20 protein-coding genes, 2 rRNA genes and 2 pseudogenes (1 of these 24 cut by a window edge) are annotated in these 24,695 nt (G+C 63.3%); 15 read left to right on the forward strand and 9 right to left on the reverse strand.

Translation table 11 applies throughout. The annotated features are described in order from the left end of the window. Together CSV86_RS06450 and rrf are read left to right on the forward strand one after the other, a co-directional pair. Window positions 1–1,936, forward strand: a 23S ribosomal RNA gene (locus CSV86_RS06450) (it extends 955 nt beyond the left edge of the window). A 136-nt stretch (window positions 1,937–2,072) separates the two neighbouring features. After that, a 5S ribosomal RNA gene (gene rrf / locus CSV86_RS06455) occupies window positions 2,073–2,188 on the forward strand. Window positions 2,189–2,316: 128 nt separating this feature from the next. On the opposite strand, the gene queD is transcribed toward rrf, so the two are convergent. Both queD and CSV86_RS06465 read right to left on the reverse strand, forming a co-directional pair. Next, window positions 2,317–2,673, reverse strand: a complete 357-nt coding sequence (gene queD, locus CSV86_RS06460; RefSeq protein WP_009401082.1) for a 6-carboxytetrahydropterin synthase QueD — start codon at window positions 2,671–2,673, stop codon at window positions 2,317–2,319. 48 nt (window positions 2,674–2,721) lie between these two features. Next, on the reverse strand, window positions 2,722–3,801 hold the full coding sequence (locus CSV86_RS06465) for a patatin-like phospholipase domain-containing protein (protein ID WP_009401081.1): 1,080 nt from the start codon (window positions 3,799–3,801) through the stop codon (window positions 2,722–2,724). 141 nt (window positions 3,802–3,942) lie between these two features. Between CSV86_RS06465 and CSV86_RS06470 the strand changes: the two genes are divergently transcribed. Genes CSV86_RS06470 through CSV86_RS06485 form a run of 4 tightly spaced genes read left to right on the forward strand, consistent with a single transcriptional unit; the run spans window position 3,943 to window position 6,552 of the window. Beyond that, window positions 3,943–4,251, forward strand: a complete 309-nt coding sequence (locus CSV86_RS06470) for a PepSY domain-containing protein (RefSeq protein ID WP_009401080.1) — start codon at window positions 3,943–3,945, stop codon at window positions 4,249–4,251. Further along, window positions 4,251–4,565 (forward strand): PepSY domain-containing protein, encoded by a 315-nt coding sequence (locus CSV86_RS06475; RefSeq protein WP_009401078.1) that lies wholly within the window; start codon window positions 4,251–4,253, stop codon window positions 4,563–4,565. The genes CSV86_RS06470 and CSV86_RS06475 overlap by 1 nt, the downstream gene beginning before the upstream one ends. Further along, entirely contained in the window at window positions 4,565–5,233 is a 669-nt protein-coding gene (locus CSV86_RS06480) for a response regulator transcription factor (RefSeq protein ID WP_009401076.1), read from the forward strand. Before CSV86_RS06475 ends, CSV86_RS06480 begins: the two co-directional genes overlap by 1 nt. Beyond that, window positions 5,230–6,552, forward strand: a complete 1,323-nt coding sequence (locus tag CSV86_RS06485; RefSeq protein ID WP_037060684.1) for a sensor histidine kinase — start codon at window positions 5,230–5,232, stop codon at window positions 6,550–6,552. The genes CSV86_RS06480 and CSV86_RS06485 overlap by 4 nt, the downstream gene beginning before the upstream one ends. Window positions 6,553–6,573: 21 nt before the next feature. Here the strand turns inward: CSV86_RS06485 and CSV86_RS33280 are convergent, their stop codons facing one another. After that, a complete protein-coding gene (locus CSV86_RS33280; protein ID WP_376699749.1) occupies window positions 6,574–7,329 on the reverse strand; it encodes a methyl-accepting chemotaxis protein in 756 nt (251 codons plus the stop codon). 102 nt (window positions 7,330–7,431) lie between these two features. Next, window positions 7,432–8,778: pseudogene (locus CSV86_RS33285) on the reverse strand (methyl-accepting chemotaxis protein); the annotation flags it as partial. 212 nt (window positions 8,779–8,990) lie between these two features. Here CSV86_RS33285 and CSV86_RS06495 point away from each other — a divergent pair. Continuing rightward, window positions 8,991–10,310, forward strand: a complete 1,320-nt coding sequence (locus CSV86_RS06495) for a Na+/H+ antiporter family protein (protein ID WP_009401073.1) — start codon at window positions 8,991–8,993, stop codon at window positions 10,308–10,310. A gap of 81 nt (window positions 10,311–10,391) precedes the next feature. On the opposite strand, the gene CSV86_RS06500 is transcribed toward CSV86_RS06495, so the two are convergent. From CSV86_RS06500 to CSV86_RS06510, 3 genes are all read right to left on the reverse strand, one after another. Then, the gene (locus tag CSV86_RS06500) at window positions 10,392–11,408 is read right to left on the reverse strand and encodes a FecR family protein (RefSeq protein ID WP_009401072.1); all 1,017 of its coding nucleotides are present in this window, start codon (window positions 11,406–11,408) and stop codon (window positions 10,392–10,394) included. Between the two features lie 182 nt (window positions 11,409–11,590). After that, window positions 11,591–13,360 (reverse strand): acyl-CoA dehydrogenase C-terminal domain-containing protein, encoded by a 1,770-nt coding sequence (locus CSV86_RS06505; protein WP_009401071.1) that lies wholly within the window; start codon window positions 13,358–13,360, stop codon window positions 11,591–11,593. A gap of 30 nt (window positions 13,361–13,390) precedes the next feature. Continuing rightward, window positions 13,391–15,013 (reverse strand): acyl-CoA synthetase, encoded by a 1,623-nt coding sequence (locus CSV86_RS06510; protein WP_009401070.1) that lies wholly within the window; start codon window positions 15,011–15,013, stop codon window positions 13,391–13,393. A 157-nt stretch (window positions 15,014–15,170) separates the two neighbouring features. On the opposite strand from CSV86_RS06510, the gene CSV86_RS06515 reads away from it, so the two are divergent. Both CSV86_RS06515 and CSV86_RS06520 read left to right on the forward strand, forming a co-directional pair. Next, window positions 15,171–16,967, forward strand: coding sequence for a PAS domain S-box protein (locus CSV86_RS06515; RefSeq protein WP_009401069.1), 1,797 nt, complete (start codon window positions 15,171–15,173; stop codon window positions 16,965–16,967). A gap of 14 nt (window positions 16,968–16,981) precedes the next feature. Beyond that, on the forward strand, window positions 16,982–17,608 hold the full coding sequence (locus tag CSV86_RS06520) for a response regulator transcription factor (protein WP_009401068.1): 627 nt from the start codon (window positions 16,982–16,984) through the stop codon (window positions 17,606–17,608). Between the two features lie 105 nt (window positions 17,609–17,713). On the opposite strand, the gene CSV86_RS06525 is transcribed toward CSV86_RS06520, so the two are convergent. Then, complete coding sequence (locus CSV86_RS06525) at window positions 17,714–18,034, reverse strand: ElaB/YgaM/YqjD family protein (RefSeq protein ID WP_009401066.1); 321 nt, start codon at window positions 18,032–18,034, stop codon at window positions 17,714–17,716. A gap of 132 nt (window positions 18,035–18,166) precedes the next feature. Between CSV86_RS06525 and CSV86_RS06530 the strand changes: the two genes are divergently transcribed. After that, window positions 18,167–18,433 carry a hypothetical protein gene (locus CSV86_RS06530; protein ID WP_009401064.1) on the forward strand — a complete coding sequence of 89 codons (267 nt, stop codon included), beginning with the start codon at window positions 18,167–18,169 and terminating at the stop codon, window positions 18,431–18,433. Between the two features lie 3 nt (window positions 18,434–18,436). Here the strand turns inward: CSV86_RS06530 and CSV86_RS06535 are convergent, their stop codons facing one another. Next, window positions 18,437–18,895: an LEA/WHy family protein gene (locus CSV86_RS06535; protein WP_009401063.1), complete on the reverse strand. Its 459-nt coding sequence runs from the start codon at window positions 18,893–18,895 to the stop codon at window positions 18,437–18,439. Window positions 18,896–19,028: 133 nt separating this feature from the next. Between CSV86_RS06535 and CSV86_RS06540 the strand changes: the two are divergent. The 5 genes and pseudogenes from CSV86_RS06540 to CSV86_RS06560 form a co-directional block, all read left to right on the forward strand. Beyond that, window positions 19,029–19,532: pseudogene (locus CSV86_RS06540) on the forward strand (RNA polymerase sigma factor); the annotation flags it as partial. Between the two features lie 7 nt (window positions 19,533–19,539). Further along, on the forward strand, window positions 19,540–20,418 hold the full coding sequence (locus tag CSV86_RS06545) for a FecR domain-containing protein (protein WP_009401061.1): 879 nt from the start codon (window positions 19,540–19,542) through the stop codon (window positions 20,416–20,418). A 164-nt stretch (window positions 20,419–20,582) separates the two neighbouring features. Next, window positions 20,583–22,976: a TonB-dependent receptor gene (locus CSV86_RS06550; protein WP_376699750.1), complete on the forward strand. Its 2,394-nt coding sequence runs from the start codon at window positions 20,583–20,585 to the stop codon at window positions 22,974–22,976. Between the two features lie 165 nt (window positions 22,977–23,141). Next, entirely contained in the window at window positions 23,142–23,423 is a 282-nt protein-coding gene (locus CSV86_RS06555) for a hypothetical protein (protein ID WP_051032708.1), read from the forward strand. 25 nt (window positions 23,424–23,448) lie between these two features. Continuing rightward, window positions 23,449–24,597 (forward strand): PQQ-dependent sugar dehydrogenase, encoded by a 1,149-nt coding sequence (locus CSV86_RS06560; protein WP_009401058.1) that lies wholly within the window; start codon window positions 23,449–23,451, stop codon window positions 24,595–24,597. The last annotated feature ends 98 nt before the right edge of the window (window positions 24,598–24,695 follow it).

Consider the following 24,695-nt stretch of genomic DNA (forward strand, 5'->3'; position numbering starts at 1 on the left):
CGTCGTGAAAAGGGAAACAACCCAGACCGTCAGCTAAGGTCCCAAAGTCATGGTTAAGTGGGAAACGATGTGGGAAGGCTTAGACAGCTAGGAGGTTGGCTTAGAAGCAGCCACCCTTTAAAGAAAGCGTAATAGCTCACTAGTCGAGTCGGCCTGCGCGGAAGATGTAACGGGGCTCAAACCATGCACCGAAGCTACGGGTATCACTCAGGTGATGCGGTAGAGGAGCGTTCTGTAAGCCTGTGAAGGTGAGTTGAGAAGCTTGCTGGAGGTATCAGAAGTGCGAATGCTGACATGAGTAACGACAATGGGAGTGAAAAACTCCCACGCCGAAAGACCAAGGTTTCCTGCGCAACGTTAATCGACGCAGGGTTAGTCGGTCCCTAAGGCGAGGCTGAAAAGCGTAGTCGATGGAAAACAGGTTAATATTCCTGTACTTCCGGTTATTGCGATGGAGGGACGGAGAAGGCTAGGCCAGCTTGGCGTTGGTTGTCCAAGTTTAAGGTGGTAGGCTGGAATCTTAGGTAAATCCGGGATTTCAAGGCCGAGAGCTGATGACGAGTTGCCTTTAGGCGACGAAGTGGTTGATGCCATGCTTCCAAGAAAAGCTTCTAAGCTTCAGATAACCGGGAACCGTACCCCAAACCGACACAGGTGGTTGGGTAGAGAATACCAAGGCGCTTGAGAGAACTCGGGTGAAGGAACTAGGCAAAATGGCACCGTAACTTCGGGAGAAGGTGCGCCGGCGAGGGTGAAGGACTTGCTCCGTAAGCCCATGTCGGTCGAAGATACCAGGCCGCTGCGACTGTTTATTAAAAACACAGCACTCTGCAAACACGAAAGTGGACGTATAGGGTGTGACGCCTGCCCGGTGCCGGAAGGTTAATTGATGGGGTTAGCTAACGCGAAGCTCTTGATCGAAGCCCCGGTAAACGGCGGCCGTAACTATAACGGTCCTAAGGTAGCGAAATTCCTTGTCGGGTAAGTTCCGACCTGCACGAATGGCGTAACGATGGCGGCGCTGTCTCCACCCGAGACTCAGTGAAATTGAAATCGCTGTGAAGATGCAGTGTATCCGCGGCTAGACGGAAAGACCCCGTGAACCTTTACTATAGCTTTGCACTGGACTTTGAATTTGCTTGTGTAGGATAGGTGGGAGGCTTTGAAGCGTGGACGCCAGTTCGCGTGGAGCCATCCTTGAAATACCACCCTGGCAACTTTGAGGTTCTAACTCAGGTCCGTCATCCGGATCGAGGACAGTGTATGGTGGGTAGTTTGACTGGGGCGGTCTCCTCCTAAAGAGTAACGGAGGAGTACGAAGGTGCGCTCAGACCGGTCGGAAATCGGTCGCAGAGTATAAAGGCAAAAGCGCGCTTGACTGCGAGACAGACACGTCGAGCAGGTACGAAAGTAGGTCTTAGTGATCCGGTGGTTCTGTATGGAAGGGCCATCGCTCAACGGATAAAAGGTACTCCGGGGATAACAGGCTGATACCGCCCAAGAGTTCATATCGACGGCGGTGTTTGGCACCTCGATGTCGGCTCATCACATCCTGGGGCTGAAGCCGGTCCCAAGGGTATGGCTGTTCGCCATTTAAAGTGGTACGCGAGCTGGGTTTAGAACGTCGTGAGACAGTTCGGTCCCTATCTGCCGTGGACGTTTGAGATTTGAGAGGGGCTGCTCCTAGTACGAGAGGACCGGAGTGGACGAACCTCTGGTGTTCCGGTTGTCACGCCAGTGGCATTGCCGGGTAGCTATGTTCGGAAGAGATAACCGCTGAAAGCATCTAAGCGGGAAACTTGCCTCAAGATGAGATCTCACTGGAGCCTTGAGCTCCCTGAAGGGCCGTCGAAGACTACGACGTTGATAGGTTGGGTGTGTAAGCGCTGTGAGGCGTTGAGCTAACCAATACTAATTGCCCGTGAGGCTTGACCATATAACACCCAAGCAATCTGAGCTGAGAAGCCGGATTGTGGTGGTGAAGACGCAATGAACCGAAAGTTCGTGCAAACCACAAATGTCACATACCCGATTTGCCGAGGCGTCGAAAGACGAGTTGGCACACAGAATTTCTTGACGACCATAGAGCATTGGAACCACCTGATCCCATCCCGAACTCAGCAGTGAAACGATGCATCGCCGATGGTAGTGTGGAGCTTCTCCATGTGAGAGTAGGTCATCGTCAAGATTAAATTCCGAAACCCCTATCTGCGTATGCAGGTAGGGGTTTTGTCTTTATGGATCACGAGAATACAGCTACGAAAAAGGGCTTGCCTGGTAACCAGAGCAAGCCCTTTCTGGTGAAGCGCTAAACCATCAGTCGCCGGTGTATTCGCATCCGCTGGTGCATGTCTCATGAATCCGCACTTTGCTCAACTCCGGCAGCAGCGGCTTGACCTGGTCCCAGATCCATTTGGCGATCACTTCGCTGGTCGGGTTTTCCAGACCGGGAATATCGTTGAGATAGTTGTGGTCGAGTTGTTCGTAGAGTGGCTTGAAGATCGCCTTGATCTCGGAGAAGTCGCGGATCCAGCCGGTATGAGGATCGAGTGGGCCGGTCAGGTGCAGGGCGACCTTGAACGAGTGGCCATGCAGGCGACCGCACTTGTGGCCGGCGGGAACGTTCGGCAGCCGGTGCGCCGATTCGAAGGTAAATTCTTTGAAGATTTCCAAAATATCCAACTCTGAAAGCCAATGCTGTCGCGCAGTTTACCAGCAAGGTCACGACAAGGGTTGCAGATGGTCGCCCAGCCCTCGCTCGACCAGCTCCAGGAAACTGTCGCCCAGGCGCTGGCTTTCGGTCATTGCGGTACGCCAGTAACGTTGGCGGCTGGCAGCATCGCCCATGAAGCGCTTGAAGTCGCTTCGATCGGGCAACTTGCCATAGGGCAGCCGGGCCAGATACTGGGGCGACGGTGCCAGCAGTACCACGTTCTTCAGCCTTTCTGTATCGCCGCGCCGCCAGGGCAGGGCCTTGTCGAACCAGCCGGGAATCACCTTGTCGGTGAAATGCGGGTAGAGCACGATGTCGCCACCGCTATAGGGCAGGTCGAGGTGATAGTCGAGCAGACCGCCATCGCGATAGGTGCCGGAGCCTGCTCCCGGGATGTCGCGCACGCCTTCCATGACCATCGGGATCGAGCCGGACGCCAGCAAGGCATGGCGCAGGTTGTCGGTCGCCAATGGCAGGCAGCGCGACGGGAAGTCCGTCAGGGTTCCAAGCGGCGGCGCGCTGCGGGCGTCGTGCAGAATGATGCGTTCGAAGTGCCTGGCCAGGCGTGGCCGACCGATGAGGTTATCGGCAATCACCGAGGACAGCCCCAGCCCCAGGCGCGCGCGGTGATCCTCGGCAAGCAGGCCATGGCTCTTCACTACCATGATGTTCAAGCGATACAGCGGGTTATCCAGGACTCTGGCATCGCGGCCTTCAAGCAGATCATCAAGCATGCGCTGGCAACTGCGGCTGACTTCGGCTTGGGTCACGCCTTTGGCGAAGTCTTGCGCCGTGTACAGCTCACCCAGGCGGCGGATCGCTTTGGTCGGATCCGGCAGGCAGGCACTGGCGAAGCGCCAGGAACCAATCGAGGCGCCTATCAGCGCCCGCTCCCGTGGCGCCCGGGGCAGCCATTCACCGAACAAGGCCAGGTCCAGCCCCTGGATACCCAGCGCCTTGGGGCCACCTGCAGCACCCGGTAGCACTCCGACATCTGCCGCGCTCAGCCCGTTTTCGCGTATGCGCGCCAATGCGCGTTTGCCAGCCTTGAGGGTCAGCGCAGGAAAGGGTGTATGGATGGCGGTCATTGGATCGGCTCGCTACGGGTTGACTGGCGAGTATAAGCCGCAGCGTACCGCGCTATCATGTCGCCAGCTATTTTCAGCTTCAATTAAGTTCGGCTGGTTAGACTTTCCACCGTACCCGATTGATAACGATGGAGAAACATGATGAAAACTTTCACTGCCCTGTTCGCCGCCGCTACCCTTGCCCTGGGTGCCAATGTCGCCCTGGCCAAGGACGTGCAACCCGACCAAGTAGTGAAGCTGGTGCAGAGCCAGCAGATCCAGTCGCTCGATGTCCTGAAACAGAAGGCCCTTGAGCAGCACTCTGGTTCGACCGTCACCGACAGCGAACTGGAAGAAGAGTACGGCCGCTACATCTATAAGGTCGAACTGCGGGACGCGCAGAACGTCGAGTGGGATGTGGACCTGGACGCCAAGACCGGTGAAGTGCTGAAGAACGAACGAGATAGCTGATGACACGTCTTGCCCTGGGCATCCGCTGGCCGCTGCTGGCACTGTTGGCGGTATGCTCCCTGGCCCTGGCCCGCGACCTCGACCAGGACGAAGCCCTGGCCCTGCGTCGCGACGGGGTCATCCTGCCGCTTGAACAACTGCTGCAAGCCGCCCTGGGACGCTATCCCGGGGCGCGCCTGCTGGAAGCGGAGCTGGAAGAGGATGACGATGTCTATGTCTACGAAGTCGAGTTGCTGACCGGTGAAGGTGTCGTACGCGAAATCAAGCTCGATGCCGCCAGCGGCACCCTGCTCAAAGATGAGGAAGATGATTGATGCGCCTGCTATTGGTCGAGGACAACGTCTCGCTCGCCGATGAACTGACGGCCAGCCTGCAACGCCTGGGCTATGCGGTGGACTGGCTGGCCGATGGCCGCGACGCCGTGTACCAGGGCGCCAGCGAACCTTACGACCTGATCGTGCTGGACCTTGGCCTGCCCGGTATCCCGGGGCTCGAAGTGCTGCGCCAGTGGCGTGCCGGCGGTTTGGTCACGCCGGTGCTGATCCTGACCGCGCGCGGCTCCTGGGCCGACCGGATCGAAGGACTCAAGGCCGGCGCCGACGACTACCTGAGCAAGCCTTTCCATCCCGAAGAACTGCAACTGCGCATCCAGTCCCTGCTGCGCCGCGCTCGCGGCCTGGCCAACCAGCCGACCCTGGAGGCCGCCGGCCTGCATCTGGATGAAGGCCGTCAGTGCGTCAGCCGCAGCGGCGAGGATGTGCAACTCACCGCCGCGGAATTCCGCCTGCTGCGCTATTTCATGCTGCACCCGCAGCAGATCCTGTCGAAGAGCCATCTCGCCGAGCACCTCTACAACGGTGAAACCGAACGCGATTCCAATGTGCTGGAAGTCCATGTCAACCACCTGCGTCGCAAGCTTGGCCGCAGCGTGATCGAAACCCATCGCGGCCAGGGTTACCGCTTTGGCGGGGCGTTGCAGTGAGGTCGATCCAGTCGCGCCTCAGCCTCGGCCTGGTTGGAACATTGGTGGTGGTCGGGCTGGCCCTGGCCCAGGTCAGCCTGTGGCTGTTCGAGGTGGGGCTGCACCGCTATCTGGAAAGCGGCCTGCGCAAGGAAAGCGAAAACCTGCTGATGGCCCTGGTCCAGGGGCCCAACGGCATGGAGCTGGATCAGCGGCGCATCTCCGCGGCCTACAACCGGCAGTTTTCCGGCTATTACTTCCGTATCGACTTCGACAGCCAGACCTGGCGGTCTCGCTCATTGTGGGACACCGAGTTGCCCAAGCCGGCCACCGCCGGCCTGCACGACGGTCTTGAACTCGGCCCGGCAGGCCAGCAGTTGCTGGTGCTGCGCGCCGATTACCGGCGCCAGGGCCAGGCCATTTCCATCAGCGTCGCCCAGGACTATACGCCCATGCGCGATGGCTTTCGCCGCATGCAGCAGATCGGCCTGGGCCTCGGCCTGCTGGCGTTGGTGCTGGTGCTGGTGCTGCAACGCCTGATCGTCACCCGATCGTTGCGTCCGCTGGAGCGTTCCCGCGAGCAGATTGCCCAATTGCAACAGGGCAAGCGCACCCAGTTGGACAGCGAAGTGCCTGGCGAGCTGGAACCCCTGGTTGCCCAGATCAACCACCTGCTGGCCCACACGGAGGACAGCCTGCGCCGCTCGCGCAATGCGCTGGGCAATCTCGGCCATGCGCTCAAGACGCCCCTGGCGGTGCTGCTTAGCCTGGCATCCAGCGAGCGTCTGAAGGACGCCCCGGAGCTGGCCGCGCAGTTGCGCGAGCAACTGGAGCAGATCCAGCAGCGCCTCAGCCGTGAACTCAACCGTGCCCGCCTGGCTGGCGATGCCTTGCCCGGGGCGCACTTCGATTGCGATGTGGAACTCCCGGGCCTGCTCTCGACCCTGGGCATGATCCATGGTGATGGCCTGCTGATCCGTCACGATGTGCCGGATGGCCTGTCGCTGCCCTGGGACCGCGAGGACCTTCTGGAACTGCTCGGCAATCTGCTGGACAACGCCTGCAAATGGGCCGACGGCGAAGTATGCCTGGGCATTCGCCAGACGCTGGAGAGCTACCTGCTGTGGGTCGACGACGACGGTCCGGGGATTCCCGAGGATGCGCGCCTGGGTGTGCTGGAGCGCGGCGCGCGCCTGGATGAACAGGTCGCCGGGCATGGGCTCGGGCTGGGCATCGTGCGCGATATCGTCGAGGCCTGGCGTGGCCGGATGGACCTGCAGGCAAGTCCGCTGGGCGGCTTGCGGGTGCATATCGAACTGCCGAGGCGGGCAGGGCGCTGAGGCCCTGCCCGATGGGCCGGATTACACCTTGAAGTGATCCATCAAGCCCTGCTGCTGGTTGGCCAGGCTGTTCAGCGCCTGGCTGACCCGCGCCGATTCCTCCGCCTGGTGCGACAAGGATTCGGTGACATCGCGGATTGTCGCTACGTTGCCGCTGATCTCTTCGGCGACCGCACTTTGTTCCTCGGCGGCGCTGGCGATCTGCAGGTTCATATCGGTGATCACCGCTACCGCCTCGCCGATCTGGCGCAGCGCGGTCACCGCCTGGCCGACCTGTTCGACGCTGCCCTGGGCCTGGCGATGGCTGCTGTCCATGGCACCCACCACCTCGCGGGTGCCAGCCTGCAGTTGCTCGATCACATGACGGGTTTCTTCCACCGATTCCTGGGTGCGCTGGGCCAGGTTGCGCACCTCGTCGGCAACCACCGCGAAGCCGCGTCCGGCCTCACCGGCACGGGCCGCTTCGATGGCTGCGTTGAGCGCCAGCAGGTTGGTCTGCTCGGCGATGGAGCGGATCACTTCCAGTACCGAGCCGATTTTCTCGCTGTTATCCGCCAGGCCTTCGACCTGGCCCATGGCAGTGCTCATGTTGGCGGCCAGGGTGCCGATGCTGTTGGTGGTCTGGTCGATCACCGCCAGGCCCTGGCGGGTCGCCTGGTCCACGTCCCGCGCCGCCTGGGCCGCTTGTGCCGCGCTGCGGGCGACATCGTGGGCGGTAGCGCTCATCTCGTGGGACGCAGTGGCGACCTGGTCGACCTGACGGTATTGCTGCTCCATGCCGGCACTGGTCTGGCTGGCGATGGCCGACGACTTGTCGGCAGTATCTCGCGCTGCGTGCACCGAGCTTTTCACTTCGGCGATGGTCGGCTGCAGTTTGTCGAGGAAGCGATTGAACCAGCCGGCCAGTTCGCCCAATTCGTCCTGCTTGGCGTAGGCCAGGCGGCTGGTCAGGTCGCCATCGCCGCTGGCGATCTCGCGCAGGCGGTGGGCAACGTGGAGGATCGGCCGGGTCACGCCGCGGGCCAGCAGCCAGATCAGCAGCAGGCCGACCACCGCCGCCAGCAGGCCCAGGGCCAGTTCGATCATGGCGCCGCTGGTATTGCGCTGGTCCAGCTCCTGCTTGAGCGCTTCGGCCGGGCCGGTCAGGGCGCTTTCCGGTACATCCAGCAGGACGCCCCAAGGCTTGGCACCGGGCGTCGGAGCGAACGAGGCAAGCACCTTCAGGCGGCCTTCGTGCTGGATGCTGTGCAGCGCGGTGCCATCACCCAGCAGGCGCATCAGCTCGGCGCCGCTGGCCGTGTCGATGTCCGCATAGCGCTTGGCCAGCTTGCTGGCGTCCGGGCTGTAGCCGGCAAGCAGGCCGGCCGGGCTGATGATGCCGATCCGCGTCTGTCCGCCATAGAGCCTGGCGCTGGCGTCCTTGCTCAAGGCCTGCAGGCTGTTCAGGTTGATATCGATGGACAGGGTGGCGATGACCTTGTCGTTGACGATCAACGGGAACACGATGCTGGTCATCAGTACCTGCTGGCCGGCGATCTCGTAGAAGTACGGCTCGGTGATGCAAGACTTGCGCGTGGTACGCGGGCATACCGACCAGGTGTTGGCCGGCTCGCCGCTCGGTCCGATGCTGGTGTCGGCCATGTCCTTTTCCGGCAGGGCCATGGAGGTCAACTGGCCCGCGGTCGGTTGCGACCAGTACAGGGCGAAGCGTCCGGTCTCGTTGCTGCCCAGGGCATCCTGGTTGGCGAAAAGCGTGTCCTTGCCGTCGAGGGCGTTGGGTTCGAACACCAGCGACAGGCCAAGCAGGTCCGGGTTGGCCTGCAGTGCCGAGCGCACCTGGCGGGTCATGTCCTCGCGCAGGTCGAAGGCATCGAGGAAGCGCTTTTCTGCCTGTTCACGCAGGAACAGCACCTGGCGCGCAAACCCGGCGCCGTACTGATAGGCATCCATGAACTGCCGACGGATGGTCAGCGCCTGGACTTCGCCCTGGGACTCGATGCGGCTCTCGGCCGCTTCGGTGAGCATCTGCATGCTGCTGGCCTTGACCAGCTCCGTCGTGTGCTCCATGCGATACAGCGAAAGACCGACCAGCAGGGTGACGATGCCGGCAAGGCAAAGTCCGGCCAGCAGAGTGATCTTCCATTGGATGGAAAGCTGTCTGAACGACATTGGCGAAATCCTTTGAACCATTAGAGATAGACACGCCGACTGTATCGGCCTTTGCATCGGTTTCTTTATTCAAACGTTCAATTTAATTGCGTCCTTTTCGTTCATCGACGCGACCCCTGCTCCGCTGTGGGCCGCTGCGCTTTGACAATGGGGGAGGCCTCCTTCAGAGTGTGCGCCTTCCACATTACATACCGTCATTCGGCCAGGGCCCCAGGGCATATCTGTCGCCGACGCTAGTGCTTTTTCATCGTTTCAAGAGGCTGGAAAGAATGAATGCAGTCATTGCCGCGGTCGGCATCATGCTGGTGCTGAGCCTGTCCCGCGTGCATGTGGTCATCGCCCTGATCATTGGTGCGCTTGTGGGCGGGCTGGTCGGGGGCCTGGGGATCGAGGGTACGCTCAAGGCCTTCAATGGCGGCCTGGGTGGAGGGGCCACGGTGGCGTTGTCCTACGCCTTGCTCGGCGCCTTCGCCGTGGCCATCGCCAAATCCGGACTGGCCCATGCCCTGGCCGACCGGGCCCTGGCGATGTTCCATGGGCAGCGCGACGGCCAGGGCGGAAAAATCAAATGGCTATTGATCGGGCTGATGCTGGTCGTGGCGATCGCGTCGCAGAACCTGCTGCCAATCCATATCGCCTTCATTCCGCTGCTGGTGCCGCCGCTGCTCTATGTACTGACGCGGCTGCAGATCGACCGGCGCCTGGTGGCCTGCGTCATCACCTTCGGCCTGATCACCCCGTACATGTTCCTGCCAGTGGGCTTCGGCAATATCTTCCTCAACGAAATCCTGCTGGCCAACGTGGCCCGTAGCGGCGTCGATATCAGTGGCGTCAACGTCACCCATGCCATGGCCATCCCGGCGGCGGGCATGCTCGCCGGGCTGCTGATTGCGGTGTTCTTCAGTTATCGCAAGAAGCGCGTATACGATCTGGAAAAGATCGAGCAGGTCGAGCAGGTGGCGGTCAGCTACAACCCGCTGACGCTCCTGATTGCCGGCTGTGCGATCGCGGCGGCGTTCATCGTCCAGTTGTGGCTGGACTCGATGATCATCGGCGCGCTGGCGGGTTTCCTGATCTTCTCGGTTTCCGGCATCGTCCGCTGGAAGGACACCGACGACCTGTTCACCGAAGGCATGAAGATGATGGCGATGATCGGCTTCATCATGATCGCTGCCTCCGGCTTTGCCGAAGTGATGAAAGCCACCGGGGAGGTGAAGACCCTGGTCGAGGCGTCGGCGGTGTGGATCGACCACAGCAAGGGCATCGGCGCGTTGCTGATGCTGCTGGTGGGCCTGCTGGTGACCATGGGCATCGGTTCTTCGTTCTCGACCGTGCCGATCCTTGCGGCGATCTTCGTGCCGTTGTGCGTGCAACTGGGCTTCGACCCGATCGCCACGGTCTGCATCGTCGGTACGGCGGGGGCGCTGGGTGATGCCGGGTCGCCGGCCTCGGACTCGACCCTCGGGCCGACTTCCGGGCTGAACGTCGATGGCCAGCATCACCACATCTGGGACACCGTGGTGCCCACCTTCATCCACTACAACCTGCCGCTGCTGGCGGCGGGGTGGGTGGCGGCGATGGTGCTGTAAGCTCAGGATCGATGGTGTCGAGCGCGGACCTGTGGGAGCTGGCTTGCCAGCGATGAGGCCGGTCCTGGCGACGGAGGAGTATCAGCCCTTCTTCGGCGGCGGCGAAATCCGGTTCAACACCGTGTCGCCGTTCTTGTCCTGGGTCAGGTACACCGGCAGCACCTTGGGCAAGGTGCGCACCAGCTTTTTCACATCGCTGGTGTTGTAGATCCCGCTGATGCGCACGCTGCCGGTGCTGGCATCGGCCAGGCGCAGAGGGCTGTCGAGGTAGCGGTTGATCAGCGGCAGGGCCTGGTCGAGGGTGAGGTTGTCGATCACCAGCTTGCCATTGCGCCATGCCAGGCTGGGGTCATTGGCATAAGTCTGGTTCAGGCTCGGTTCGAGATCGCCGGTTTGGTAGGCGGCCTGCATGCCCGGGCCGAGACGGTAGCCGCTGCCGAGCTTGAAGCTCTCGCTGCTGACCAGCACCGAACCTTCCACCAGGGTCACCTTGACCTGGTCGCGGTACTTCCAGACGTTGAAACGGGTGCCGGTGACTTCGGTCTGGCCGTTGCCGGCGCGGACCACGAACGGGTGCCGTGAATCGTGATGGACCGTGAAGAACGCCTCGCCCTTGCTCAGGGTGACCCGGCGCTGGTCCTTGAAATTCATGTAGCGCAGGGAGGTGCCGAGGTTCAATTCCACCTCGCTGCCATCACCAAGGGTGACGGTGCGACGGCTATCAGTGCTTTGCACCGACTGGTAATCGTTGGGCAGCCAGCCTTGGTCCCAGCCGACCCAGCCGGCCAGGGGCAGGGCCAGCAAGGCGATGACTGCCGCCGACGCATAGTGCCGGGCACGTTGTGGCTGCTGCCGGGGCTTGAGCGGCAATTGCAGGATTTGCGCAGGGGCAGGCGAGCGGGGAAGCTGGTCGGCAGTTATCCAGATATCCTGCATCGCCTCGAACTCACGACGGTGCAGCGGGCTGGCCGTCAGCCACTCGGCGAACTCGGCCTGTTCCTGTTCAGTGCAGTCGTCAGCGTGCAAGCGCATGCACCAATGCGCAGCGGCATCGGTAATGGCGTTGAGTTCGTCGTCGCTGGGGCTGGCCTGATTCATTGATACTCCCGGTTTTGGCCATTCTACCCCTGCGTGGCGGGGCTCCGGAACCGAGATCATGGCGAATCACTATCAGTTGTGAGATTTATTTGCAGTAAATCCGCTGCAAAGCCGGCTTTTCCGCACAAACCAACCGGCGGTCGGAAAACCGGCACGCTCGGGCGTGCCGGGATATCCGCCGTTCAGAAATGCTCGGCGTCGAGCTGATACAGGCTGGCGCTCCCGGCCTGGATGCCGGCCTGCAGGGACAGGGTCCGCGGCAGCAGGCGGGCGAAATAGAAGGCCGCCGTGGCCAGCTTGGCTTCGTAGAATTCCGGCTCGTCGGCATGCCGGGCCTTCGCTACCGCCGCCATGCGCGACCACATGTAGGCGTAGGCGACATAGCCGAACAGGTGCAGGTACTCCACCGACGCCGCACCCACCGCATTGGCATCGACGCCAGCCTGCTCGCGCAGCCATTGGGTGGTGCTCTCCAGTCGTTCCAGCGCTTCCAGCAAGCGCGCGGCGTAAGGCGGCTCGCTCTCGCAGAATGTGCGGATTTCACTGGCCAGCAGGGCCAGCGACTGTCCGCCATCGGCCACCACCTTGCGCCCGAGCAGGTCCAGGGCCTGGATACCGTTGGTGCCTTCGTAGATCTGCGCGATCCGCACATCGCGCACCAGTTGCTCCTGGCCCCATTCGCGAATATAGCCGTGGCCGCCGAATACCTGCTGTCCCAGCACGCAGCTTTCCAGGCCAGTGTCGGTGAAGAACGCCTTGGCCACCGGCGTCAGCAGGGCTACCAGGCGTTGCGCGGCTTCGCGCTCGCCGGCGTCCTCGGCATACTTGGCGATATCCAGCTGTTGCCCGACGTAGGTGGCGAATGCCCGCCCGCCTTCGGTCAGGGCGCGCATGGTCAGCAGCATGCGGCGCACATCGGCATGCACGATGATCGGATCGGCGATCCTGTCCTTGGCTTGCGCACCCGTGGCTGCGCGGCTTTGCAGGCGATCCCGGGCGTAGGCGGCCGCGCTCTGGTACGACGCCTCGGCGCAACCGATGCCCTGGATGCCGATGGACAGCCGTTCGTAATTCATCATGGTGAACATCGCCGCCAGTCCACGATTGGGTTCGCCGACCAGGTAACCCACCGCGCCATCGAAGTTCATGACGCAGGTGGCCGAGGCCTTGATGCCCATCTTGTGCTCGACCGAACCGCAGCTCACCGCGTTGTCCACGCCCAGGCTGCCGTCATCGTTGACCACGCGCTTGGGCACCAGGAACAGCGAGATGCCCTTGGGCCCGGCGGGCGCGTCCGGCAGCCTGGCCAGGACCAGGTGAATGATGTTCTCGGTGAGGTCCTGGTCGCCACCGGTGATGAAGATCTTGGTCCCGCTGATGGCGTAGCTGCCGTCGACCAGCGGTTCGGCCTTGCTGCGGATGATGCCCAAGTCGGTGCCCGCATGGGGTTCGGTCAGGCACATGGTACCGGCCCATTCGCCGCTGTACAGGCGTGGCAGGTATAGCGCGCGCAGGCTATCGCTGGCATGGGCGTCGATGGCCAGGCAGCAGCCGGCGCTCAGCGCCGAGTACAGGCTGAAGGAGCAGTTGGCGGCGTAAAGCATTTCCTCGAACTGCACTGCGAGCATCTTCGGCATGCCCATGCCGCCATGCTCCGGGTTGCCGGCCAGGCCGACCCATCCACCCTCGCGGTACGTACGCCAGGCGTCCTTGAAACCTTCCGGGGTGGTGACCTGGCCCGCCTCGAAGCCGACGCCCTGTTCGTCGCCGCTACGGTTGAGCGGGGCGATCAATTGGCCGGTAATCTTCGCCGCCTCTTCGAGGATGGCATCGGCGGTCTCGCCGTCGACCGTCGCCGCCAGGGCCGGCAGTCGCGCCCATTGGGCCGGGCCCTGGAACACTTCATGAAGGACGAAGCGCATATCGCGCAGCGGGGCATTGAATTCAGGCATCTTGGTTCTCGTAATAAAAGGAGGGACGGATCAGAGCGCCTTGGCCCAGTCGCGCAGCAGGTACTTCTGGATCTTGCCGGTGGAGGTCTTCGGCAGGTCGCGGAAGATCACCGTCTTCGGCAGCTTGAAGCCGGCCAGGTGTTCGCGGCAGAAGGCGATGATCTCGGCCTCGCGGGTGTCTTCGAAGCCGGGCTTGAGGCTGATCCAGGCGCAGGGCGTCTCGCCCCATTTCTCGTCCGGCCGGGCGACCACGGCGGCTTCGAGCACGGCGGGATGGCGGTATAGCGTGTCCTCCACTTCGATGGTGGAAATGTTCTCGCCGCCGGAAATGATGATGTCCTTGAGCCGGTCCTTGATCTCGACATAGCCGTCCGGATGGCAGACCGCCAGGTCGCCGGTATGGAACCAGCCGCCACGGAAGGCTTCGGCAGTGGCTTCGGGGTTCTTCAGGTAGCCCTTCATCACCGTGTTGCCGCGCATGAAGATCTCGCCCAGGGTGTTGCCGTCCCGTGCCACGGGTTCGAGGGTCTGCGGGTCGGCGACCATCAGGCCTTCGAGGGTGGCGTAGCGCACGCCTTGACGCGATTTGATCCGTGCCCGTTCCTGCAACGGCTTTTCATCCCACTCGGCGTGCCAGGCGCAGACCGTCACGGGCCCGTAGACCTCGGTCAATCCATACACGTGGGTGACCTTGATGCCCATTTCCTCCACCGCGCCAATGACCTTGGCCGGTGGCGCCGCGCCGGCGACCATGGCATTGACCGGATGGTCGATGGCCGCCTTGGCCGAGTCGGGCATGTTGATCAGCGCATTGAGTACGATGGGGGCACCGCACAGGTGGCTGACCTGGTGTTCGCGGATCAGGGTGAGGATCTTCTGCGGATCGACCCGGCGCAGGAACACATGGGTTCCGGCCAGGGCGGTGACGGTCCAGGGATAGCACCAGCCGTTGCAGTGGAACATCGGCAGGGTCCACAGGTACACCGGATGATTGCCCATGGCCCAGGTCATCTGGTTGCCCAGGGAGTTCAGGTAGGCGCCGCGGTGGTGATAGACCACGCCCTTGGGGTTGCCGGTGGTGCCGGAGGTGTAGTTCAGCGAGATCGCTTGCCACTCGTCCTCGGGCCACTGCCAGGCGAACTGCGGGTCGCCTTCGGCAAGGAAAGCCTCGTAGTCCAGCTCGCTGACCGCGCAGCCTTCGCCGTACTCGGGATCGTCCACATCCACCACCAGCGGCGGATGTTCCATCAACTGCAGGGCGGCGCCGATGACCTTGTGGAATTCGCGGTCGGTGATCAGCACCTTGGCTTCACCATGTTCCAGCATGAAGGCAATGGCTTCGGCGTCGAGGCGCACGTTGAGGGCATTGAGCACGGCGCCGATCATCGGCACGCCGAAATGCGCTTCGAGCATCGCCGGGATATTCGGCAGCATCACCGCCACCGTATCGCCCTGGCCGATGCCGCGGCCGGCCAGGGCGCTGGCCAGGCGTCGGCAGCGCTGGTAGGTTTCCTGCCAGTTGCGCCGGATAGAACCGTGGATCACCGCCGGGTAGTCGCCGTACACGGCGGCGGTGCGTTCGATGAAGCTCAGGGGAGTAAGGGCGACATGGTTGACAGGCGCGGGCTGCAGGCCCTCGGAGAAGATCGACATAGAAAGCGATGTCCTGTTGGCTGATTGTTAGCTCTGATCAGGGTTCTGGAGCGGGGTGGCCGTTCCGTTGCGTTGATTTTTACGCTGTTCGCCATGTTACTTGGAAGATAGACTATAGCAATATGGTACAAATACTATAAAAAGCGGAGTCCTCCTTGTGACGCTCATTCCTTCGGCCTTGCTCGATAACGATCCGCAACCCTCGCTGCTGCTCGACGCCAACGCCGTGCTGCGCGCCGCCAACCCGGCCATGCGCGACGAACTCAATGGCTGGCCGCCGCAAAGCCTGTCGGTGTTGCTGCCGGCCAACCATGCCGCGCTGGTCCGCGCCTGCCTGGGTCAACAGCGGGCGATTGCCGAGGTCGAGAGCCTGGCCGGCGAGCGCATTCTGCTATGGACCTTCATCCCTGCCGGCCCCGATCAGGTGGTTGCGCGGTGCCGTGACGCCACCGGCGAGCGTCGCGCCGAGCGCGAGGCGGCCCAGGCCCGGCGCCTGTACCGGCTGATTACCGAGAACACCACCGACCTTATTTCCCGGCACACCCCCGACGGCAGTTTCCTCGATGCCTCGCCGGCCTCGTACCGCCTGCTCGGCTACTGGCCGGAGGAACTGCGCGGGGTCAAGGTGCAGGCCCTGCTGCATCCCCAGGATCGCCGCCAGCACCTTATCCAGGCCTCGACTGCACTCGAGCGCGATGGCTACCAGACCATGACGTGCCGCGTGCGCCATCGCGACGGTCGCGATCTTTGGTTCGAGATCGCCAGCCGCGCCATTCGCGAGACCTATACCGGTGCGGTGGTGGAGATCGTCAGTGTCTCGCGGGATATCACCGTGCGTATCGAGGCCCAGGAAAACCGCCGGCGCTTGGCCGAAGTGGTGGAGGCCAATACCGACCTGGTGCTGTTCACCGATCCTGACGGGCGCCTGACCTACCTCAACCGCTCGGCCCGCCGGGCCCTGGGCCTGACCGCCGTAGAGGATGCACCCCGCCTGGGCGCACTGCTCGACGCCGAGGCTTGCCAGCGCCTCGATCACGAGGGCTGGCTGCGTGCCGAACGCGAAGGCGTGTGGCAATGCGAAGCGCGGCTGGCGCCCTACGACGGCGCTGCGGCGTTTCCGGTGTCGCTGGTGTTGCTTGCGCATACGGCGGCCGGCGGCGAGCGCTACTACTCGCTGGTGGCCCGCGACATGACCGAGCGCGAACTGCGCGAGACCCAGCAGCGCCGCCACCAGGATGAACTGGCCCACACCGCGCGCCTGGTGACCCTCGGTGAACTGGCCTCGGGCATTGCCCACGAAATCAACCAGCCGCTGGCCGCCGTGCTCAACTACGCCGCTGCCAGCCAACGTTACCTGCATGCCCTGGAGCGTGATCCGCAGGCTGCCGGCCGGGTTGCCCAGGGTTTGCAGCGGATCAGCGAACAGGCGACCCACGCCGCCGAAGTGATCAAGCGCCTGCGTGCCTTCCTGCGCAAGGAACCGCGGCGCCTGCAGGCGCTGTCGGTGGCCGGGGTGGCGCGCGAGGCGGTGCGCCTGTGTGCCTGGGAGGCGACGCAGGCGCAGGTGACGATCGAGCAGCGAATGGCGGACAATCTGCCGCCGGTGTACGCCGACCGGGTGCTGCTGGAGCAGGTCCTGCTCAATCTGCTGCGCAACGCCATCGACGCCAACCGCGAGCATCAGCCGGGGCAGCCGTCGCGGATCGTGCTGCGTGGCGAGCAGGAGGGCGCGCGCCTGCTGGTCCAGGTGATCGACCAGGGGCCGGGCGTGGCGCTGGAGCAACTGGACGGCATCTTCACCCCCTTCACCACGAGCAAGCCGGAAGGACTGGGCCTTGGCCTGAGCATGAGCCGCAGTATCGTCGAAGGCTTCGGCGGCACGCTCTCGGCCAGTCCGGGGGAGGGCGGGGGACTGATTCTGAGCTGTCGGCTGGCGCCGGCGGCAAGCGTTTGAACAAGGGGACTCTGATGCAGGATCCGAAGGTCTATGTGGTCGACGACGACCAGGGCATGCTCGATTCAACGGTGTGGCTGCTGGAGTCGGTGGGCCTGGTGGCCCTGCCATTCACCAGTGGCCAGGCCTTTCTCGACGCCTGCGACGGCGACTTGCCGGCATGCGTGCTGCTCGATGTGCGCATGCCCGGCATGGGCGGCCTGAGCGTGCAGGAAGCGTTGCGGGCGAAGGGGATCGACCTGCCGGTGATCTTCGTCAGTGGTCACGCCGATGTGCCGATCGTGGTCAGGGCTTTCAAGGCCGGTGCCTGCGACTTCATCGAAAAGCCGTACAACGACCAGATGCTCTTGGACAGCGTCCAGGATGCCTTGGGGCGTTCGTCGCAGATCCAGGTCGGCAGCCGCCAGCGCGACGCGGTGCAGGCACGGATCGGCAGCCTCACGCCGCGCGAGCGCGATGTGTTCGTGCCGCTGGTCAAGGGTTACACCAACCGGGAGATTGCCGAGCAACTGGAGGTCAGCGTCAAGACCGTCGACCTGTACCGCTCGCGGGTCATGAAGCGTATGCAGGCCGAGCACCTGCCGGAACTGGTGGGGATGGCGATTGCTTGTGGTGTCGTCGAGCCGTTGAATCTCCGCTGACCCCATCGCTGGCAAGCCAGCTCCCACAGGGGCCGCAGCGCCGCTAAACCCTGTGGGAGCTGGCTTGCCAGCGATGAGGCCCTGAAAGTCACTAAAGATCCCGGATCAGGAACGACGCCCCAGCAACAACCCCACTACCAATCCAAACCCCGCCGAAATCGCCACCGTCTGCCACGGATGCCCGCCAATGTACTGCTCGGTGGCGTCCACCACCGGCTTGGCCCTGTCACGCACGTTACCCACCGCCTGGCCGGCCTGTTTCAACTTGAGCTGCAACTGGGCACGCAGGGTCTCGGCTTCTTCGCCGACCAGCGAGGCGCTGTCGTTGAGCAGCTTCTCCGACTCCTGGATCAGTGCCTGCAGTTCGCTGAACGCCTGGTCCTTGATCTGCTCGCTTTCGGTGTGCTGGGTGGTTTTCCTGGCCATTGCGCTTCCTCGGTCAAGTCATACGTCGATGTGTGATGGACGCCCGCCGGTACGGAAAAGTTGCACCGGTTTGCAGGGCATCGGCGGCTACAGTGTAAGATAGCGCCCATTTTCAAGCGGCAGGAATTACCCATGAGTTTCAATCTGGCCAACAAGAGTTTCGCCGAACGGGCCGAGATCGAAGACGAAAAAGCCCGGCTGTTCGAGCTATGGCAGACCAACCTGGCCAAGGCCAAGGGCGAAGCCGTCCGCCTGATCGGCGAGAAGCCGCGGCGCAAGGGCAAATGGGCGGAGTGGGTGCGGGCCGAACTGGACGCCATGTCGCCGCCGGAATACGCCAACATGGTGCGCGGCGAGGTCAACAAGCTGATGGCGGCGGCCAGCGCCAGTAAGGCCTGAGCTTCAACGCGGCAGCTCGAAGGTGCCGCGGTCCTTGAAGCGCATGGTGCCGAAGGCACCCCCGGCGAGCTTGCCATTGACCTCGTAGGGCATGCCGTCGAGGCTGCTCATCTGGCTCAGGCCCACGGCCTGGCGCAATACCGAAAACGCGGTGATGCTTACCGGCACTACCAGCACCTGTTCGCTGAAGCGGCCAATGCTGCCGTGCTGGTCGCTGACGCCGGCGGCCAGCGGCTGGCCATTGACCTTCAGGTTCAGGGCCACGCCATTGAAGTCGATGACCGTCTCGTTGGGGTTCTGCACCCGCAATTTCACCGCCATGCGCAACTCCAGGTCCTGGCCGGGCAGGGGGTCGATGCCGATCACGCTGATGTTCACCGGATCTCGCCCCTGGAACAGCGCACAGGCTGACAGGGCGAGGATCAGGCTCAGGCCGGTGAGATGGCGCAACAGGCGGGTCATGGCGATTGCTCCGGGAACAGGGTGCCCCGGAGTGTGGCAAATGCACGGCGGCGTTGAAAGTCGTACATGACTTGAAAGATAATCCTTCTCATTAAAGTTCATGTCCTACTTTCCACGGCGATCTTTCCCACTCATGCTGACGTCCCCCGCTTCAGGGCTGCTGGCCAGTTTCCAGGAGCATTACGATGATCTCCTGCTGTTCCTGACCCGGCGTATGAACGACCGCCAGCGCGCGGCCGACGTTGCCCAGGAGACATGGCTCAAGCTGGTGAAGATCGATGAGCAGGACGTGCCGGTAGTGCACGCCCGCAGCTTCATTTTCCGGGTCGCCGGCAACCTGGCCATCGACACCTTGCGCCGCGAGCAGCGCCAGGAAAGCAACCTCGGCGACAGCGATGTGGCAGGGCAGATGGTCTGCCCGGGGCCGGCGCCGGAGGCCACGCTGCTGGCCCGGGAGCGCCTGGCCATCCTCGACGAAGCCCTGCTGCAACTCTCCGACAATGCCCGCCAGGCGTTGCTGCTGAACCGCGTCGAGGGCCTGACCCAGGCGCAGATCGCAAAACGGCTGGGCGTATCCGAAAGCATGGTGGCAAAATACATCGGCCAGGCCCTGCGCCATTGTCGCGACTGGCTCAAGCACAACCATGACTGACGCGCGCATGCCTTCCGAACCCCAGCCCATCCTCGATCTTTCAGATGCTGCCATCGATTGGCAGGTGCTGTTGCATTCGGGCACTGCCAGTGCCGCCGACCGGTCCCGCTACCAGCGCTGGCGCGAACTCAGCGCCGAACATCTGGCCGCCGCCGAGGAGGCCGAGGCACTGTGGGGCGATATCGGCCACACCGAAGCTGCCGCCAGGTTGTCCGTCGTGCCGCGCCGCAGCCGTCGCTGGGGCTCGGCCATCGCCGCTTCGCTGGTGCTAGCGCTGGTGGGCTACGGTGGCTGGCAACAGGCACCGGCACTGCTGGCCGACTACCACACCAGCACTGGTGAGCGCCGCACCGTAACTCTGGAAGACGGCTCGCGGGTCACCCTCAACAGCGCCAGCGCGTTTTCGGTGAAGTACAGCGACGACCGGCGCCTGGTGTCGTTGCGCGAAGGCGAGGCGCTGTTCGAGCCGGCGCAGGATCCGCGGCCGTTCGTGGTCGATAGCGGCGACGAACGGGTGCAGGGCAGTGGTGCGGTGTTCAGCGTGCGTCGCCAGGGCCAGGCCGCCAGTGTGGTGGTGGCCCGTGGCGAGGCGCGGGTCGGCGAGCGCCTGCTCGCGGCGAGCCCCGATGCCCAGGCGCAAACTGCCTGGCAACGCGGCAAGCTGATCTTCAACGGCCGCCCGCTACGGGAAGTGATCGCCGAGCTGGAGCGCTACCAGCACGGGCGCATCCTGATTTCCGACAACCAGCTCGGTGCCTTGCCGGTCAGCGGCGTGTTCGATCTCGATGATCCTCACGGCCTGCTGCGCACCCTCGAACAACGCTATGAGCTGAAGGTCACCTATCTGCCGTGGCTGGCCGTGCTGTACTGATTCTTCCACCGACAAAATTTTTTTCGAAAGTCACTGCAAGTTCTGCAAGGCCGAATCGTCGTAGTGAGACTGATCAGCAACTCATTCTCATTTACGCATTCGTCTGGAAGAAAACAGTGAAAGGTCTGTCCCCGTCCTCAGCACGTTCCACCCGTTCCTTCAAACTGGCCCTGCTGGCTTCGGCCGTGGCCACCGGCCTCTGCGGCCCGTTCGCCGCCCATGCCGCCGAAGCCGTGAACCCTGCACAGACCAGCGCCGCCCAGGCACGCCAGGTCAGCCTCGACCTGCCGGCGCAGAGCCTCGACCAGACCCTGACCCAATTCGCCGACCAGGCCGGGCTGCACCTGCTGTTCACCACCAGCGACGTCGCCGGCCTGGACAGCCCGGGCCTGCGCGGCAGCTACAGCATCGAACAGGCGCTGCAACAACTGCTTGCCGGCAGCGGCATGAGCTGGCAGTTCAGCGATACGAACACGGTGATCCTGCGCAAGGCCGAGCCCCAGGCCAGCATCGCCCTCAAGGCGATCGAGGTCAGCGTGGCCTCGCGTACCAGCACCTCGATCAGCGAGATTCCCGGCACCGTCTGGGTAGTCGACCAGGAGCAGCTCAAGGAGCAGATCAGCAGCGGTGTCAGTCTCAAGGAAGCCATTGGCAAGCTGGTCCCGGGCCTGGACCTGGCGCCGGAAGGGCGGACCAACTACGGCCAGAACATGCGCGGGCGCAATGTCCTGGTGATGATCGACGGGGTCAGCCAGAACAGCTCCCGTGGCCTGTCGCGCCAGTTCGACAGCATCTCGCCGTTCAACGTCCAGCGCGTCGAAGTGCTGTCCGGCGCCAGCGCTATCTACGGCGGCGGTGCCACCGGCGGGATCATCAACATCGTTACCAAGAAGGGCGAAGAGGGCCCGGCGCGTTTCGAAACCCAGGTCGGGGCCAGCAGCGGCTTCAACAACAGTGACGACCTGTCGACGCGCATTGCCCAATCGGTCAGTGGTGGCAACGAGCGCATCAATGCCCGCCTGGGGGTGTCCGCCGAGCAGAACGAAGCCTTCTACGACGGCGCCGGCGAGCAGATCTTCATCGATAACACCCAGACCGACCTGCAATACAACCGCACCATCGACGTGCTGGGCAGCCTGGGCATGCAGTTCAACGATGAACAGAGCCTCGACCTGCTGGCGCAGTACTACGACTCCGGCAACCACGGCAGCACCGGGATCTACTTTCCGCACCTGAACTACAACGCGCCGTCGGACCTGGAAGACGCCGAACTGCGCAGCGGCCTGTCCAGCGACCTGGAGCCGCAAACCCGGCGCCTGCTGCTCAACGCCAACTACCACCATGCCGATGTGTTCGGCCAGGACTTCTACCTGCAGGCCTCGTACCGCAAGGAAGACGACAATTTCTACCCGTTTCCCTACTACAACAGCGGTACGCCCCGGGGCTCGCGCGGCGTGTACTTCGCCGCCTCGCAGCAGAACTTCGAGGTTTCCAGCCTGAAGGCGCTGTTTGCCAAGCAGTGGGATACCCTCAAGCTCACCTACGGCGTCGACCTCGATCGCGAGCGCTTCAATGCCGAGCAGAGCACCTTCGATGCGCGCACCTCGTCCAGCAGCGGCGGCCTCGAACTGGAAACCGCGAGCAAGGCGCCGCGCTACCCGAGCTACCGGGTCGACGGCCTGTCTGCCTACGCGCAACTGGACTGGCACCTGACCGACAACCTGACCCTGTCCGGCGGCGCACGACGCCAGCAGATGGACGTGGATGTCGGTGACTTCAAGGGCATTCCCGGTGGCAGCAACGACTATCAGGTCAATCTGTACAACCTGGGGGCGATCTACGACTTCAAGAACGGGCATCAAGTCTGGACCAACTACGGCGAAGGTTTCGACCTGCCGGACCCGGCCAAGTACTACGGCAAGGCTGGCCTGAGCGTCGATGACAACCCGCTGGCCGGGATCAAGAGCCGCCAGGTCGAGATGGGCTGGCGCTATGCCGATGTGGACTGGGATGCCCAGGCGGCGGTCTATTACATCTGGTCGGACAAGGTCATCAGCACCGACTCGGCGACCCTGACCATCAACGTCGAAGACAAGAAAAGCCGTGACTTCGGTTTCGAAGGCGCGCTGACCCGACGCTTCGACAGCGGCTGGGAAGCCGGCGGCACCCTGCACCTGGTGCGTTCCGAGGAGGAAGACACTGACGGCGACTGGATCAAGCGCGATGCCCGCTATGCCTCGCTGTCCAAGTCCACCGCCTTCGTCGGCTGGAAGGGCGACGGGCGCAATGCGCGGCTGCAGGCCAACCACGCCTTCACCCTCGAGGACGATGCCGACCACAAGATTTCCGGCTACACCACCTTCGACCTGCTGGGTAGCCAGGAGACCGGTTTCGGCACCTTCAGCGCCGGCATCCAGAACCTGCTGGACAAGCAATACAGCACCGTCTGGGGCCAGCGCGCGACGCTGTTCTACTCGCCGACCTATGGCCCCGCCTATCTGTATGACTACCAGGGACGCGGCCGCACCTACACCCTGACCTGGTCGCTGGCCTACTGAGGCCGGTGCTGCTGCGGGGCCGCCAGGGCAATGCTTCCCTCGTAACAAAATGAATCACCTGCGCCGGCCCCGGCGCTTTCCGGGCGAACCTCTCGCACCTTAGGCTATCCAACCTTCGGAGATGCCCAATTGCGGGAGGTGCCCATGTCACGCCGACGTTTGCCGATGCTGTTCGCTGCCGTCCTTGCCGCTTGCGCCGCGGGGGCGGTATTGGCAGCGAGCGAAAACAACCCGCACAACAGTCCCATCCGCGACATCAACCCCAATAGCCAGCAGGGCAGCGTGCCCGCCACGCCGCCGCTGCGCGGCCCGTCCACCCAGCCGCCATCCCGCCCGCCAACCCTGGAGAACCGGGGCATCGGCAACGGCGACAACCTGCGTCGCGAGCAACAGGCGCCACGCCTGGAGCCCATCCGCCCACCCCGCGATTCACAACGCGCACCGTGATCGCGCCCCCAGAAAGGAAGCCCGCATGACCTCACGATCCTGGCTGCTCGCCTTCGGCACTGCCGCACTCTTGCCACTTCTGGCCCAGGCCGCGCCTGAACGAACCTTCCCCAGCGAGGAGGGCGCGCTCAAGGTGGCGACCCTGGCCGAGGGCCTGAAACACCCTTGGGCCCTGGCGTTTCTTCCGGACAACCAGGGGATCCTGGTCACCGAGCGCCAGGGCAACCTGCGGGTGATCGGCCCAGAGGGCCGGGTGGGTGCGCCGTTGAATGGCGTGCCCGAGGTCTGGGCCAAGGGCCAGGGCGGCCTGCTCGACGTGGTGCTGTCGCCGACGTTCAACAAGGACCGCCTGGTCTATCTGTCGTTTGCCGAGGGCGGTGGCGAGGGCGGCAAGGCCGGCACGGCGGTCGGGCGTGGGCGGCTTTCCGGAGACCTGTCGAGCCTGGAGGATTTCAACGTGATCTTCCGCCAGGAGCCGAAGCTGTCCAGCGGCAATCACTTCGGCTCGCGGCTGGTGTTCGACCGCGAGGGTCATCTGTTCATCGCCCTGGGCGAAAACAACGAGCGACCGACCGCCCAGGACCTCGACAAGCTGCAGGGCAAGGTGGTGCGCATCCTGCCCGATGGCGAAATTCCCAAGGACAACCCTTTCGTCGGGCAGAAAAACGTGCAACCGGCGATCTGGTCCTACGGCCACCGCAACCAGCAGGGCGCGGCGCTCAATCCCTGGACCGGGCAACTGTGGACCCACGAGCATGGTCCCCGTGGTGGTGACGAGATCAATATCCCCAAGCCCGGCAAGAACTACGGCTGGCCGCTGGCGACCCATGGCATCAATTATTCGCTGATGCCCATTCCCGAGGCCAAGGGCAAGGACGTGAAGGGCACGGTAGCGCCTCACCACGTCTGGGAGAAATCCCCGGGCATCAGTGGCATGGCGTTCTATGATGGCGGTCGCTTCAAACCCTGGGACCACAACCTGTTCATCGGTGCCCTGGCAACCCAGGAAGTGATCAGGTTGCAGCTCGATGGCGACAGGATCGTCCATGAAGAGCGCATGCTCGGGCAGTTGGACGCCCGGGTGCGGGATGTCCGGGTAGGGCCGGACGGGTTCCTCTACCTGCTGACGGATGAGGAGGATGGGGAACTGCTGAAGGTGGGGCTGGCCGAATAAGCCGCCATTACGCGGCCCCTGTGGGAGCGGGTTCACCCGCGATTACTTCAGTGAATCCACAACAGCAATCGCGGGTGAACCCGCTCCCACAGGGACCG

This window comes from Pseudomonas bharatica CSV86 (assembly GCF_000319305.2).
Classification (GTDB): domain Bacteria; phylum Pseudomonadota; class Gammaproteobacteria; order Pseudomonadales; family Pseudomonadaceae; genus Aquipseudomonas; species Aquipseudomonas bharatica.